The organism is Polaribacter dokdonensis (assembly GCF_024362345.1).
GTDB classification, from domain to species: domain Bacteria; phylum Bacteroidota; class Bacteroidia; order Flavobacteriales; family Flavobacteriaceae; genus Polaribacter; species Polaribacter dokdonensis.
On the sequence record NZ_CP101505.1, the window covers coordinates 2,178,638 to 2,193,065 of the forward strand.

The following is a 14,428-nucleotide window of genomic DNA, read 5'->3' on the forward strand; positions in this document are numbered from 1 at the left end:
TTAAAAAACACCCAATGTAAATGTATCAATTTTCGATGGTTTTTAAAACCATGTTTTCGTACTTTTGTACCTTCAAAAATTATTCCAAAAAATTAAGAGAAACACTATGAGTGCTCCAAAAAGATATACAATTACAGCAGCTTTACCCTATACAAATGGTCCAATTCATATTGGTCATTTAGCAGGGGTTTATGTACCTGCAGATATTTACGCACGTTATTTACGTTTAAAAGGTAAAGACGTAGCCTATATTTCTGGTTCAGATGAACATGGAGTTGCAATACCAATGAGAGCAAAAAAAGAGGGTGTTTCTCCACAAAATATTATAGATAAGTATCATACTATTATTAAAAAATCTTTTGAAGATTTTGGTATTTCTTTTGATAACTACTCTAGAACATCAGCAGAAATTCACCATAAAACTGCTTCAGATTTTTTTGTGAAAATGTACAATGAAGGTGATTTTGTAGAAGAGGTTACTGCACAATTGTATGATGCTGAAGCAGACCAATTTTTAGCAGACAGATTTGTTGTTGGTACTTGTCCAAAATGTGGTTTTGAAGAAAGTTATGGAGATCAATGTGAAAATTGTGGTACAAGTCATAATGCAACAGATTTAATTAATCCTAAATCTGTAATAACTGGTAATGTACCAACTGTAAAAGAAACAAAACATTGGTTTTTGCCTTTAGATAAACATGAAGATTTTCTAAGAAAATGGATTTTAGAAGGGCATAAAAAAGATTGGAAACCAAATGTGTATGGCCAAGTAAAATCTTGGGTAGATGATGGTTTAAGGCCAAGAGCTGTAACTAGAGACTTAGATTGGGGAATTCCTGTGCCTGTAGAAGGTGCAGAAGGTAAAGTGCTGTATGTTTGGTTTGATGCACCTATTGGGTATATCTCATCAACCAAAGAATGGGCTGCAAGAGAAGGTAAAAATTGGGAAGATTACTGGAAAAAGGATGATACTAAATTGGTGCATTTTATAGGGAAAGACAACATTGTTTTTCACTGTATTATTTTTCCAAGTATGTTAAAAGCACATGGAGATTATATTTTACCTGATAATGTACCTGCCAATGAATTTTTAAATTTAGAAGGCAATAAATTATCAACCTCTAAAAACTGGGCAGTTTGGTTGCATGAGTATTTAGAAGACTTTCCAAATCAGCAAGATGTTTTGCGTTACACATTAACTGCAAATGCACCAGAAAGCAAAGACAACGATTTTACTTGGAAAGATTTTCAGGCAAAAAATAACAATGAGTTGGTTGCCATTTTTGGTAACTTTATTAATAGAGTTGTAGTTTTAACTAACAAATATTATTCAGGAATTGTACCTACACCAAATGATTTTACAGAAGTAGATGAAGATGTTTTAGCTGCTGTAAAAGAGTTTCCAAACGTAATTGGTAAATCTGTAGAAAGATATAGGTTTAGAGAAGCAAGTCAAGAATTAATGAACTTGGCAAGATTGGGTAACAAGTATTTAGCAGATGAAGAACCTTGGAAGGTTATTAAGGTTGATGAAGAACGTGTACAAACAATTATGTATGTAGCTTTGCAAATATCTGCAGCATTAGCAGTGGTTGCAGAGCCATTTTTACCATTTACATCAACAAAATTAAAAGGTATTCTAAATTTAGAAGCCTCTATTTCTTGGGATGATATTTCTGATAAGAATGTTCTAATTGAAGCAGCACATCAAATAAATAAAGGAGAATTGTTATTCTCTAAAATAGAAGATAAAACTATTGATGCTCAATTAGAAAAACTACAAGCTACAAAATTGGCAAATGAACAAGAAAACAAAGTAGTTGAGCCTCAAAAAGAAACTGTAGAGTTTGATGATTTTACCAAATTAGATATTAGAATTGGTACCATTTTAGAAGCTGAAAAAGTAGCAAAAACTAAAAAATTGTTGAAACTTAAGGTTGATGTTGGTATAGATACAAGAACCATTGTTTCTGGTATTGCAGAAAGCTTTTCTCCACAAGACATCATTGGTCAACAGGTTTCTGTTTTGGTAAACTTAGCACCAAGAAAAATTAGAGGAGTAGAAAGTCAAGGAATGATTTTAATGACAGATACTCCAGATGGTAAATTGGCTTTTGTAGAACCAGAAAAAGCAGTTAAAAACGGTCAAGCAGTGAGCTAATGTTAAAGATAGCACATCACCCTATTTATCATCACCCTTTAAAAGAAGGGCATCGTTTTCCGATGATAAAATACGATTTGCTACCTGAACAACTCTTATACGAAGGTACTTGTACAGCTGATAATTTTTTTGAACCAGAAATACCAGATAACAAGCATTTTTTTACAGTTCATGAGCCAGAATATTTTTTCGATTTATTAAATATTACCTTAGATGGAAAAGCAGCAAGAAAAATAGGTTTTCCTCTTTCTGAAGTACTCATAGAAAGAGAAATGGTTATTGCAGATGGCACAATGAAAGCCTCTGAATTTGCTTTGCAAAATGGAATTGCCATGAATATAGCAGGAGGCACACATCATGCTTTTTCTAATAGAGGAGAAGCTTTTTGTATGTTAAATGACCAAGCAATTGGTGCTAAGTATCTTCAAAATAAAAATCTTGTAAATAAAATACTCATTGTAGATTTAGACGTACATCAAGGAAATGGAACAGCAGAAATTTTTAAAAATGATGCTTCTGTTTTTACGTTTTCTATGCATGGTAAAAGTAACTATCCTTTTGTTAAAGAAAAATCAGATTTAGATATTGCTTTAGAAAACGACACAAATGATGATGAATTTATATCAATTTTAAAACAAACCTTACCTAGATTAATTGCCCAAGAACAACCAGATTTTATTTATTATTTATGTGGTGTAGATGTTTTAGCTACAGATAAATTAGGAAAACTTGGTATGAGTTTAGAAGGTTGTGCAGCAAGAGATGAGTATGTTCTACAAACTTGTTTTGATAAGAGAATACCTGTTATGTGTTCTATGGGTGGTGGTTATTCTAAAGATGTAAATAGAGTAGTAGAGGCACATTCTAATACATTTCGTTTAGCACAAGAGATTTTTTTCTAGCTCAATAATTGTATAACTTTACTTGAAATGGAGTAACTTTTATTCTATTTGAGTTAATAAAAGCCTTGAAATAATCTTTACTTTGATAAAAATTAAAAAACCAAAAATGAAAAAAATTTTAACATTGATGTTATCCATAGTACTGTTTTCTTGTGGGGCATCTAAAAATGTAAGAACTCAACAGAAAGTTATAAAGGGAAATTGGGAGTTAACAGATATTGTATACAGCAAAACTGGCGAATACAATGTTACATTATTTAATGATGCCAATAAGGAGTGTTTAGAGGGCAGTAGCTGGAAATTTGTACCTAATAATAATACAGGTACTTATACTATTTCTGATTCTAACTGTATTGAAGGTGCAAGAGAATTTGTCTTTGTAATAGAAGAAACAGACGTAAATACTGGTTATTATGATTTTTTATTAAAACCTAAAAACGATGAAAACAACATTGGTTTTCGATTAGATTTAATTCAATTGACAGATTATACCATGGTTTGGCAACAAAATATTATGGTAGATGGATCACCATTTTTAATTAAAATGAACTTTACAAAACAATAAACAGATGAAAAATTTTACAAAAAAAATATATACAGTAGCATTAGCATTAGCATTTACAATTGCATTCACATTTTCTAGTTGTGAAGCCACTAAAAATGCAAATAACAAACAAAAAGGAGCAGCAATAGGAGCAGCAGGTGGAGCCATTCTTGGAGCCATAATTGGTAACAATGTTGGTAGTGGAAAAAACAGCGAATTAGGAGCCGTTATTGGTGGCGTTCTTGGTGGTGGAGCAGGTGTTCTTATTGGTAAAAGAATGGATGAGCAAGCAAAGAAAATTGAAACTGAAGTTCCTGGTGCAAAAGTAGAAAGAGTAGATGATGGTATTGTTGTAACTTTTGATGAAAATAGTGGTGTGTATTTTGATACAAATAAGTCGAATATAAATGCTAAATCTCAAGAGACTTTAGATAAACTAGCTAAAGTGTTTTTAGAATTTCCTGATACCAAAATATTAGTTGTAGGGCATACAGATAATACAGGTAATGCAGATTATAACTTATCATTATCAGAAAAAAGAGCAAAGTCTGTAACTAACTATTTAATTAGTGATGGTATTGCAAGTCCAAGATTTGAAACCCTTTGGTATGGAGAGGCACAACCAAAATACGATAATTCAACTGCAGAAGGTAGAGCAAAAAACAGACGTGTAAACGTTGCTATTGTACCAAATGATAAAATGAAAAATGAAGCAATTAAAGATGCTCAAAACTAAATTTTTAAGAAATTATTAAACCAAAAAGCCGCTTTTAGCGGCTTTTTGTTGTTTTGTAGAATTAGAGTTTTAATTTCTATTTCAAAATAATTCATTGGTAAATAGTTATTTAAAATCTGTAATTTAAGGGCTAATTGTTTGGCATAATGTTTGTTAACTTTATGTTAAAATCAAACAAAATTAATACCTATGAAAAAACCTTACCTGTTAATTTTACCGTTTATTGTTTTATTTGTTTCGCAAATAACAAATTCACAAACTAAAGAATCAATTTCCGCTAATCAGTATCAAGAAGTAGTTTATGCACATTTAAACAAATCTAAATTTGTAAAAGGAGAAATGTTGGGTTTTACTGCTTATGTAATAAATAAGAATACTAAGCAATTATCTAAGGTTACTAAAAATTTATATGCTGTATTATTAAACGATAAAAATGAAGTAGTTCAATCTAAACTTTTTAAGGTAGACAAAGGTTTAGTAGATGGATATTTTAGAATTTTGGACGATTTACAACATGGTTCCTATACTTTTAAGACCTATACCAATTGGATGAGAAATTTTTCTCAGAAAAATTACTATGCTCAAAAAATAGAAATTATTGATGCTGCTCGAATTTTCAAATCAAAAAAGAAAATAAAAAGCTTTTATTTAGATGCACAATTTTTACCTGAAAGTGGGCATTTGTTAGATAACGTGATAAACACTGTTGGTGTAATAATTAAAGATACTTTAGGTTTGGGAATTCCATATTTAGAAGGTAAAATTTTAGATGAAAATAATAATTTTATCACCTCTTTTAAAGTAAATAAAAACGGAATTGGTCGTTTTTCATTTATTCCTAATTATTTAAAAAGTTACAAGGCAGTTATCAATAATAGAGAGAAAGTTGTTACTCAAAATATTGATGCTCCTATATATAAAAATGGTGTTATTCTTAAAGTATCTAGAAATGCAGAGAATGCAATTATATCAGTAATAACCAATGAGTCTACAAAGATTTCAGAGGGTTATAATTTAACTTTTCATGATGGTATTCAGCTGAATAAAGTAGTTATAGATTTTGAAAATAAAACTAATTTCACCAAAAAAATTCCATTTAAAAAATTAAGTAAAGGTGTAAATGTTTTTACATTATTAGATAGTAATAACACACAAATAGCAGAAAGAATATTTTTTAATCACACAAAAGTAAATATTCTTAAAAGTGAAAATGCTATCACAAAAAACGATCGAGACTCTGTGAAAGTTATTTTCCAATATGCTAAGAGAAATATAAAGTTTAATAACGTAAGTATTTCTGTTTTACCTTCGCAAACCAAGGCATATTCTAAAAACTCTAATATAGTTTCACAAACATTACTTCAGCCATATGTAAAAGGTTATATAGAAAATGCAAACTACTATTTCTCTGATTTAAATGATAAAAAACTACTTGATTTAGATAATTTATTAATCACACAAGGTTGGAGCAGTTATAACTGGAAAGATCTTTTTGAAGAAAAATCTAAGCCTATTTATAAGTTCGAAGATGGTATTTCCATAAAAGTTAATATACCAAGAGCAGAGGAAGAAAGTAAGTTCTTAATTCATAATTTAACCAATAACCCTGGTTTAGTTTTAGAGTTTTCAGAGAAAGTAAAATCTTTTAAAAGTACTAATTATTTTCCTTTAGATAAGGAATTACTTTATCTATCAAAGGTTAAAAGAAAGGGTAAACTAGAAATGCCAAATGTTTATGTGCAGTTTAGTGTAAATCAAATACCAAAACTGTTTGATAATTATAAATTACCTGCTCAAAAACCAGATTATTATGAATCTGAAAATTATATTTCTTTTTCAAATTTTGAAAAATTAAACAAAAGAGAGGAGTTAGATGAAATTACATTAAAGTTTAATTTAGAAAAGAAAAGAATGGATAGTATTAGGGGTAGTTCTTCTGGTAGAGTGCTATTTTTAAACGAGGCTAATAGAGCAGAAACCTTAGCTAATTATTTAAACTTTAAAGTACCTTTTGTTGCTTATGACGATCCTAGAAGTGGAACTTTAGTAATTTATAATAGAAGAAATGATTTGAGGCCAGACATTTATTTAGATGGTTTTGAGGTGTTGAGTTTTGATATTCTATATGCCTTTGATTTAAGCCTTGTAGAGTATATAAATTTAGAACCAGAATCTCTTATGGGTTTAAATGGAGGAGGAATCATTGAAATTTGGACAAACCCAAAAAAGTTTAAATTTCAAGGAAAAACAACTAAAGAAATCGAGTTCCCTGTTACCTTTTCTAGTTCTAAAGAATTTTATGTTCCTAAGTATGAAAACTACAAAAGCGATTTCTATAAACATTATGGAGTTGTAGACTGGTTACCTATAAATACAATTAATAATGATGGTATTTTAAGTTTGAATATAAACGCAAATCAGGCTAAAGAAGTTACTTTATTTATTGAAGGTATTACAGATGATGGAGATTTTATTATGGACCAACAAACCATAAGTTTAAATTAAAAAAAAAAGCCGCTTTTAGCGGCTTTTTTTATTGAAATAATTTTACAGTTTTATCTTTATCATCTGCTTTTATTTCTACCAATAGTTTTCGTAAACCTATTCTATTTACTTTATAAACTTTGGTGCCTACACTCCATTTTTCTTTTCTAGTTAAGCCTGGCATCATTGGAAAACCGTAACTAAAACTACTACCATCTTTCTTAGGGCCAACAACAACAAAATTATTCCTGTTCCAAGAGTTATTTTTTATCTTAAATGAAATCCAAGTAAGATTTTTGCTCATGCTCTTTTTAGTTTTGGCAATGGCTTTTTTAGTATCTCCCTTTAATGATTTGGGTGTATTTGCTAATACCAATCTTCCATCATTTTTTACAATAGAATAAATTTCATCTTTAGCATACACAATAGCTTTTCCTCTTCCCCAAATGTTAGCTCTAACTTTTTCTGAAATAAGTTTAGATGCATCAACTTCACCTAACTCTACACCAACATTAAACTGTTTTACTTTACCTGAAGCAATTACTTTACCAACCAAAGCCATTATGTTTAGATAATCTGCATTTACGTTGTTTAAATATAAAGTTTCGTGAGTACCAGTTTCTAATCGTTCTAATTTAGGTGCACCAATTTTAATAACTATTTTTTGTGAAGGCTGTATCCACTCTAACTGATTTAGATTTAGTTTACCATCAACAATTTCAGTATCAATTTTATCAAATAAATTGCTATCAGCACTAATTTGCATGCTTTCGCTTAAAGATTGATCTACTGTAATTTTAGCATATAAATTAACTTTAAGTTCTTTTAGATTAGTTATGTTATAGGTTTTTGTCTCAATAGTTTTATTCCCTTTTACTTGAGCAATTAAAGTTGAACTAGTAAGTATTAAAAGTATAAGTAATTTTTTCATGATATTATTTTTTAGTAATTGTTGCTAGAGTATCGTTAAATTTAGTTTGATATATTAATGTCTCTGGTTTGTATTCGAAGGTAATTTGTCTGTTTTCTGAATTCTTTAATTCATAATCAAATCCGTTTTTTACAAATTTGAATGTTATGCTATTTACAGCAGTAGATTCTTTAAAATTTACTTCATAAATACCATCATTATCGTCATCTGTAAGAGGAAAACTTTCTCTCCATTGATTTGGTAAAAAACTACCTCTAATTCCTAGAGATTCTATGTTTACTATTCCATTTGTATCTACTTTAAAGGTTACATTTTTCACGTGTTCTTCTTGAACACAACTTGCAAGTACACCCATAAACAATAGGCTTAATGTTATTATTTTTCTCATATTTTATTGATTTAATTTTTTAGCGATTAAAAAGTCGATTCCAAATCTTCCTGAACCCAAATACAGATGATAAATTGATACCCATAAAAAGCCCATTGCTGGCAACATAGACCACATACCCTGGTTCCATTTTTGAAGAAAAATAGCCACCAACATTGTACATAAAATTAAAAATGATGCTATTCTAGTTTTAAACCCAAGAGCTAATAATAAACCACCAACAGCTTCAGAGAAAGCACCCATCCAAGCAAAAAATACAGGAGCTATTGCAAAGATTCCTCCATATTCTGCAACATCTTTTGGAAACCAAGCAACAACTTCAAATAAACCTAAGTTGGGTGTATTAGACCAAGGCAAGCCAAATTTATCTGATCCAAAACTTAAGGTTAATAGTAAGCCGCAAATAATTCTTGGTATGCTAAAGAGTAAATCTGCAAACCAGTTTTTCTGAATAATTGGGGTGATAATGAATTTAGATAATGTTATAAAACGTGTTTTCATAATAGAATAATTGTTCTTTTTGATTTCTGGTACAAAGTTGGAACATATCTATTCTTTTAAAGACTTAAAAGATAAAAGCAGGCCTTATTTACAATTTGAGACGTCTTAATTTGAGAATAATAACAAGAGAAAATCTGCTATAATCCTTACGATTTAAGAGTGTTTAAGAATTCTGTAGGTGAAGTTTGTGTAACTTTTTTAAATACTCTGTTAAAGGTTGCTTTGCTATTAAAACCACAATCATAAGCAATACCTAGTAAAGAAAAATCTTTATGTTCTCCAGATTCTAACTTTTCTTTAAATGTATTTACTCGATATTCATTAATAAAATCATTAAAGTTTTTAGCAAAACCAGTGTTTATAATTTTACTTAATTCTGCTCTAGAAAAGTTTAGAGAAGTTGATAAATCAGAAAGATTTAAGTCTGGATTTAGGTATGGTTTTTCGGTTTTCATATAATTAGAAACCTTTTCTAAATCTTCTGCAGAAAACTCACTAATATTATTTTTTTGTTGAGGTATACTTTCTGGATTTGGAGAAAAGCTAAAGGTTAATTTATTCAGTTTTGTAGTATCTGTAAAATACCCTTTTATCCCAACAAACAGAACTACAAGTGCCATAAAAATATTAAGCCACCAGCGTTGTTTATAATTTAATTCAATAATTAAGCTACCTACAATATCTTGTAAAGAACTATAAAGAAATAATAATGTAAATGCAATTAAAAAACTAAGAATCCAATTAAGTTCTAGTTTATAAGTGTTAGAAAAGTATTCTCTAATTCTTTTTCTATAATTATAAAATAGCTGAAAAGTAAACGCCAAATACAAAAGCATTTGCGCAAAACTTACAAAAACCCAAAGAGGAGAAACAATTGGCTCTTCTATAGAAAGTTTTAAAACACCATTTTGTGTTTCATTAAAACCAGGCTGTAAACTGTCGTAAACATAAATTCCTAATCGAAAAATTATTAGACAAAAAGCTAATAAAAAATGAAGCCAATCCTTTTTACGGAATTTAAAATTAGAGGTTGTAATGGTTTTTACATAAAAGTAAATTAAAGGAGCAATTGCAACCCCCATAGGAATTAAAAAATAGTTGATTTTTGTATTTCTAAATACATTATACCAACCCATAAAACCTACAGTATAACAAGTTTGTTCGTAGCAAATTATAAGTAAAATAAGCCCTAGAAATAAATCTGATATATTTTTCTTTTTGAAATACCTAGCAAACAAAAGCGCAACAAAAATTAGTCCTTGTACAACAAGTATTAATAATGGTGTGCTGTATAAATTAAAGTCGGGAAAGGATAAGAAAAATGATAGCATTATATTATCCTAAAACAGTGCTTTTCTTTAATTCTTTAACAAATGGCTGACTGTATAACCTTTGACCTAATGCAGCATTAATAGCATTTGCAATAGCACCACCTGCAGGAGGTAAACCAGGTTCTCCTAAACCTGTTGGTTTTTTATCATTCTCTACAAAATAGACATCTACTTTAGGTGTCTCTTGCATTCTAATTAATCTATATGTATCAAAGTTTTTATGCTCTGGCTTGCCATCATTAAATGAAAAGTCAGAATACATAGCATGTCCAATTCCATCTAAAACTCCACCTTCAACCTGATTTTTTGCACCTGTAGGATTCACTAAAATTCCACAATCTACAGCAACTGTTACCTTTTCTATAATAGGATATCCATCCTTTAATGAAATATCTGCAATTTCTGCTACATGTGTGTTATGACTGTAATAGGCAGCAAAACCTTGATACACTCCTTCTTTGGTATTACCCCAATTTGCTTTTTCTCTTACCAATTTAATAGTGTCTTCCATTCTTTGACCAGAATATTCTATCTTATCATCAGTAGTGTTTTTTACATTTTGCAATAGATCTAATCTTAGTTGAATGGTATCTACACCTAATTCATTAGCCAATTCATCAAAAAAGGTTTGTTCTGCAAAGGCTAAAAAATTTGTATAAGGTGCTCTCCAAGCTCCAGTAGTTATATTACTTGCATAGCTTTCAGTATCTACTTTATAGTTTGGGATACAACCTGCAGGAAAAAAGTTAGGTATTAATCCATACATATTTCCATTAATAGCAGCTTCTTTTAAGTGATATCCAGAAACTTTACCATCTTTTAAAGAGGCTTTAATTCTATATTTAATTGCGGGTCTATAAGTACCAGCTGTCATATCATCTTCTCTAGAGAAAACCACTTTAATAGGTTGTTTAGCAATGTTTGAAATTTCTGCAGCTTCTAAGGCAAAATCTCCATACAAACGTCTACCAAAACCACCACCCATTCTTGTCATTTCGCAATGAATAGTTTCTGGTTTTCTATCTAATAATTGTGCAACTCTATTCACGGTCCATTGAGGAGTTTGAATTGGCCCAACTAAATGTACTTTATCTGCAGTTACATCTGCATAAAAATTCATAGGTTCTAAACAGTTGTGAGGTAAAAAAGGAGAATGATAGGTTCTCTCAATTACTTTGTCTGCATCAGCAAAGGCTTTATTTACACTACCATCTTCTCTTCTTGTATTAAACTTTTTACCATCTAAAATTTTGGTTAAAATTTCATCATGATTTTTAGTGCTTTCTGGTTTTTCAGATTTCCAATTTGCAGACAATGCTTTCTTACCTTTCATTGCAGCCCAAGTAGAATTTGCTAAAACAGCTATTTTATCACCAAATTTTAGTACATCTACAACTCCATTTACTGTTTTTGCTTTAGCATCATCAAAATCTACTAATTTTTGTCCAAATGCAGGTGGTCTTAAAACAGAAGCAATCATCATATTATCTGCTTTGTAATCTAAACCAAACAGTGGTTTACCTGTAATAATTTTATCTATATCTACATTAATAGCATCTTTACCAATAATGGTAAAGTCTTTGGTTTCCTTTAGCTTAACATCTTCTGGAACTTCTAATAATGCAGCTTCTTTTACAACATCTCCATAATTAAATTCATCTCCATTTGCGTTTGTAATAATTCCTTTAGATGTTTTTAAAGTAGATACATCTACATTCCATTTTGTAGCTGCTGCATTTAATAGCATTTGTCTTGCAGTTGCTCCTGTTTGTCTTAAAGCATCCCATCCTTGACGAATAGATTGGCTTCCACCTGCAACTTGTCTAGTAAAATTTTTAGTGTCTAAAGCACCTTGTGCAACTGTAACTTTGCTCCAATCTGCATCTAGTTCTTCTGCAATAATCATTGGCATAGCAGTTTTTACACCTTGCCCAATTTCTGGGTTTGGAGAAAAAATAGTTACATATCCTTCATCAGAAATTCTAATAAATGCATTAAAATCATTAAAGTTTAAGCTAGCAACATCTACAGGCATTGTTGCTTCTGGTTTGCAGGCTGTTAAAAAGTTAAATCCTATTAGTAAACCACCACTTGCTAAAGCTGAGGTTTTTAAAAAATTTCTTCGACTAAAATTATCTTTGTTTTGTAGTTTCATGTTGTTCAAATTTTAGTGATTACATTTTTTCTGCAGCTACTTTTACTGCTTTTTCAATTCTATTATAAGATGCGCATCTGCAAATATTACCATGCATTGCTTCTCTAATTTCTTCTTCTGATGGATTATTATTTTCATTTAGAAATGCAGAAGCAGTCATGATTTGACCTGCTTGACAATAACCACATTGAGGTACATCTATTTCTTTCCAAGCTTCTTGCACAGGGTGTTTACCATCTTCAGATAATCCTTCTATAGTTGTAATTTTTACATCATCTAATAGTGAAACTTTCATTTGACAACTTCTTACAGCTGTTCCATCTAAATGAACAGTGCAAGCACCACATTGTGCAATACCACAACCAAACTTTGTACCAACTAAATTTAGTTCATCTCTTAAAACCCATAAAAGGGGAGTGTCTTCATCTGCAGTAACAGACTGATTTTTTCCATTAATATTTAAAGTATAGTTTGGCATAAGAAGTATTTTTAGAATTGGATTTGTAAGTTACAAAAATTTCTAATTGAAAATAATGCCAGAAATAATTTAACAGTTCTATAATTTAATTCTCTGAACTATAGAAATCGAAACCTAAGGTTGGTTTGTAATTGGCATCAAATAAAGTGGCATTGTCCCAATGAGAACCTTGGCCCCACCTAGTAGAGCAATTGTTAGAAACCCAAGCAGGCTCCCAATAAACTAAACCTGAACCACCTGCATTTTTTATGGCTGTTTTTAAGTCTAATAGATATTTTAACTGCCCAACTTGAGTGGCATCATACCCAGAAATTAAAGCATCTGTACCTAAAATATTATTTGCACTATCTGCATTTAAAAGGCTAAATGGATAAGCGGTTTCTACAATCATTAATTTTTTATTGTAGGTATCAATTAAACTTTTTAAAACAGGTGTTACGTTTTGAATGGTATATTGAGACCAATTTGGATAATAAGATAAACCAATCCAATCGAAATCTGTAACTCCATTTTCGTTTGCTTCCTTAAACCACCAAACACCATTTTCTGGCTGAGCAATATGCAGCATTACTTCTATATTCTTGTTTTTTGCTGATGATAAATCTCTTACTGCTTTAATACCTTTATTAATTAAATAGGAATTTCTAGACCAATCCATAGCATTTGCATTGTTGTCTTTTTGTAAAATCATCAAATTAATTTCATTACCCACTTGAACCATTTCTGGTAGCAGATTTTTACGAGATAACTTGTCTAAAATCCTATAAGTATAATTATAGATTGAATCTCCTAAGACTGGTAAATTGTCTACAACTGGCAACCAGGCTTTAGGTATTTCTTGTTTTTCAGGATCTACCCAATCATCTGAATAATGAAAATCTAAAAGTACTTTTGTATTTGTGTTTTTTGCTCTTTGAATTGTTTTTTCTACATCTTCGAAGTTAGAGTAATTGGTCCAAGTTGGGTTATGCCACAAACGAACACGAACTAAATTGTTTCCTCCATCAGCAAAAATTTTGAATACATCTTCTGAGTCGCCATCTTTATTTTTATAGGTCACTCCACAGTTTTCCATTTCATTTACATAGGATAAATCTGCACCTAGATAAAATTCACTTTCGGTTGTTTCTGGTAAAATAGTGGTATCATTATTTGCTTCCTTTTCTGTGGAACAAGAAAGTAATAAAATAGATAAAAAATATAACAAGAGGTACTTTAGTCTTTGCTTAAGAATAGATTTCATTTTTAGTGAGCTAAATTTCAAGTGAAGTTAGTAAAACTTTTATAGCTCTAAAAAATAAAAGTCTGGATTGTAAATCCAGACTTTATAAACCTATTTGTTGCCTAACATTAATAACTCATTGCAGACAATTTCTGTTACATATCTCTTTTCACCCTCTTTTGTTTCATAGTTTCTGCTGGTAAGTTTACCTTCTATAGCAACCTCATTTCCTTTTTGCAGATACCTTTCTATAATATCTGCAGTTTTATTCCAAGCTACAATGTTATGCCATTGAGTATCTGTTACTTTTTCACCATTGGCATTTTTGTAACTTTCATTGGTAGCAATAGAGAATTTTGCTAGTTTTTTACCACTATCTAAGGTGATGATTTCTGGGTTGTTTCCTAAATTTCCAATTAACTGTACTTTGTTTCTTAACGTACTCATAAGATAAGTTTTTAAATTATTTATTTTATTGTTGTCAATTATTTTCGACACTGCAAAGATGCAACACCATCAAAAGTTTAATCGGTTTAAAAGCGCTTACTTTCGGTTGTAAATATTTGTAGTCGTTTGTAAACGAATAAATTATTGT

Annotated in this window: 13 protein-coding genes; 5 read left to right on the top strand and 8 right to left on the bottom strand. The window is 30.2% G+C overall.

Features of this window, described 5'->3' with window-relative positions; all coding sequences use genetic code 11:
* Window positions 1-64: 64 nt before the first annotated feature.
* The 5 genes from metG to LPB302_RS09705 all read left to right on the top strand — a co-directional run bounded on the left by metG (window position 65) and on the right by LPB302_RS09705 (window position 6,848).
* Window positions 65-2,161, top strand: coding sequence for a methionine--tRNA ligase (metG, locus tag LPB302_RS09685; RefSeq protein WP_074613511.1), 2,097 nt, complete (start codon window positions 65-67; stop codon window positions 2,159-2,161).
* A complete protein-coding gene (locus LPB302_RS09690) occupies window positions 2,161-3,063 on the top strand; it encodes a histone deacetylase family protein (protein ID WP_053973737.1) in 903 nt (300 codons plus the stop codon). The genes metG and LPB302_RS09690 overlap by 1 nt, the downstream gene beginning before the upstream one ends.
* Before the next feature lie 106 nt (window positions 3,064-3,169).
* Window positions 3,170-3,628 (top strand): lipocalin family protein, encoded by a 459-nt coding sequence (locus tag LPB302_RS09695; protein ID WP_053973736.1) that lies wholly within the window; start codon window positions 3,170-3,172, stop codon window positions 3,626-3,628.
* Window positions 3,629-3,632: 4 nt separating this feature from the next.
* Entirely contained in the window at window positions 3,633-4,343 is a 711-nt protein-coding gene (locus tag LPB302_RS09700; protein ID WP_053973735.1) for a YiaD family glycine zipper/OmpA-like lipoprotein, read from the top strand.
* Window positions 4,344-4,532: 189 nt separating this feature from the next.
* Window positions 4,533-6,848, top strand: coding sequence for a hypothetical protein (locus LPB302_RS09705; RefSeq protein WP_053973734.1), 2,316 nt, complete (start codon window positions 4,533-4,535; stop codon window positions 6,846-6,848).
* A 28-nt stretch (window positions 6,849-6,876) separates the two neighbouring features.
* Here the strand turns inward: LPB302_RS09705 and LPB302_RS09710 are convergent, their stop codons facing one another.
* From LPB302_RS09710 to LPB302_RS09745, 8 genes are all read right to left on the bottom strand, one after another.
* Complete coding sequence (locus LPB302_RS09710) at window positions 6,877-7,758, bottom strand: head GIN domain-containing protein (protein WP_053973733.1); 882 nt, start codon at window positions 7,756-7,758, stop codon at window positions 6,877-6,879.
* Between the two features lie 4 nt (window positions 7,759-7,762).
* Window positions 7,763-8,146, bottom strand: a complete 384-nt coding sequence (locus LPB302_RS09715) for a CBM20 domain-containing protein (protein WP_074613512.1) — start codon at window positions 8,144-8,146, stop codon at window positions 7,763-7,765.
* A gap of 3 nt (window positions 8,147-8,149) precedes the next feature.
* Window positions 8,150-8,647: a DoxX family protein gene (locus tag LPB302_RS09720; RefSeq protein ID WP_053973731.1), complete on the bottom strand. Its 498-nt coding sequence runs from the start codon at window positions 8,645-8,647 to the stop codon at window positions 8,150-8,152.
* 146 nt (window positions 8,648-8,793) lie between these two features.
* Window positions 8,794-9,783 (bottom strand): helix-turn-helix domain-containing protein, encoded by a 990-nt coding sequence (locus tag LPB302_RS09725; RefSeq protein WP_231658706.1) that lies wholly within the window; start codon window positions 9,781-9,783, stop codon window positions 8,794-8,796.
* 199 nt (window positions 9,784-9,982) lie between these two features.
* The gene (locus LPB302_RS09730; protein ID WP_053973729.1) at window positions 9,983-12,133 is read right to left on the bottom strand and encodes a xanthine dehydrogenase family protein molybdopterin-binding subunit; all 2,151 of its coding nucleotides are present in this window, start codon (window positions 12,131-12,133) and stop codon (window positions 9,983-9,985) included.
* A gap of 19 nt (window positions 12,134-12,152) precedes the next feature.
* Window positions 12,153-12,611, bottom strand: coding sequence for a (2Fe-2S)-binding protein (locus LPB302_RS09735; RefSeq protein WP_053973728.1), 459 nt, complete (start codon window positions 12,609-12,611; stop codon window positions 12,153-12,155).
* Window positions 12,612-12,696: 85 nt separating this feature from the next.
* Window positions 12,697-13,854, bottom strand: a complete 1,158-nt coding sequence (locus tag LPB302_RS09740; RefSeq protein WP_053973727.1) for a glycoside hydrolase family 53 protein — start codon at window positions 13,852-13,854, stop codon at window positions 12,697-12,699.
* A 90-nt stretch (window positions 13,855-13,944) separates the two neighbouring features.
* The gene (locus tag LPB302_RS09745; protein ID WP_053975300.1) at window positions 13,945-14,280 is read right to left on the bottom strand and encodes a single-stranded DNA-binding protein; all 336 of its coding nucleotides are present in this window, start codon (window positions 14,278-14,280) and stop codon (window positions 13,945-13,947) included.
* Window positions 14,281-14,428: the final 148 nt, after the last annotated feature.

Bases quoted from the DNA above. Each gene is read 5' to 3' on its own strand.
- LPB302_RS09690 (WP_053973737.1), top strand. From the start codon at position 2,161: ATGTTAAAGATAGCACATCACCCTATTTATCATCACCCTTTAAAAGAA.
- LPB302_RS09695 (WP_053973736.1), top strand. From the start codon at position 3,170: ATGAAAAAAATTTTAACATTGATGTTATCCATAGTACTGTTTTCTTGT.
- LPB302_RS09700 (WP_053973735.1), top strand. From the start codon at position 3,633: ATGAAAAATTTTACAAAAAAAATATATACAGTAGCATTAGCATTAGCA.
- LPB302_RS09705 (WP_053973734.1), top strand. From the start codon at position 4,533: ATGAAAAAACCTTACCTGTTAATTTTACCGTTTATTGTTTTATTTGTT.
- LPB302_RS09710 (WP_053973733.1), bottom strand. From the start codon at position 7,758: ATGAAAAAATTACTTATACTTTTAATACTTACTAGTTCAACTTTAATT.
- LPB302_RS09715 (WP_074613512.1), bottom strand. From the start codon at position 8,146: ATGAGAAAAATAATAACATTAAGCCTATTGTTTATGGGTGTACTTGCA.
- LPB302_RS09720 (WP_053973731.1), bottom strand. From the start codon at position 8,647: ATGAAAACACGTTTTATAACATTATCTAAATTCATTATCACCCCAATT.
- LPB302_RS09725 (WP_231658706.1), bottom strand. From the start codon at position 9,783: ATGGGTTGGTATAATGTATTTAGAAATACAAAAATCAACTATTTTTTA.
- LPB302_RS09730 (WP_053973729.1), bottom strand. From the start codon at position 12,133: ATGAAACTACAAAACAAAGATAATTTTAGTCGAAGAAATTTTTTAAAA.
- LPB302_RS09735 (WP_053973728.1), bottom strand. From the start codon at position 12,611: ATGCCAAACTATACTTTAAATATTAATGGAAAAAATCAGTCTGTTACT.
- LPB302_RS09740 (WP_053973727.1), bottom strand. From the start codon at position 13,854: ATGAAATCTATTCTTAAGCAAAGACTAAAGTACCTCTTGTTATATTTT.
- LPB302_RS09745 (WP_053975300.1), bottom strand. From the start codon at position 14,280: ATGAGTACGTTAAGAAACAAAGTACAGTTAATTGGAAATTTAGGAAAC.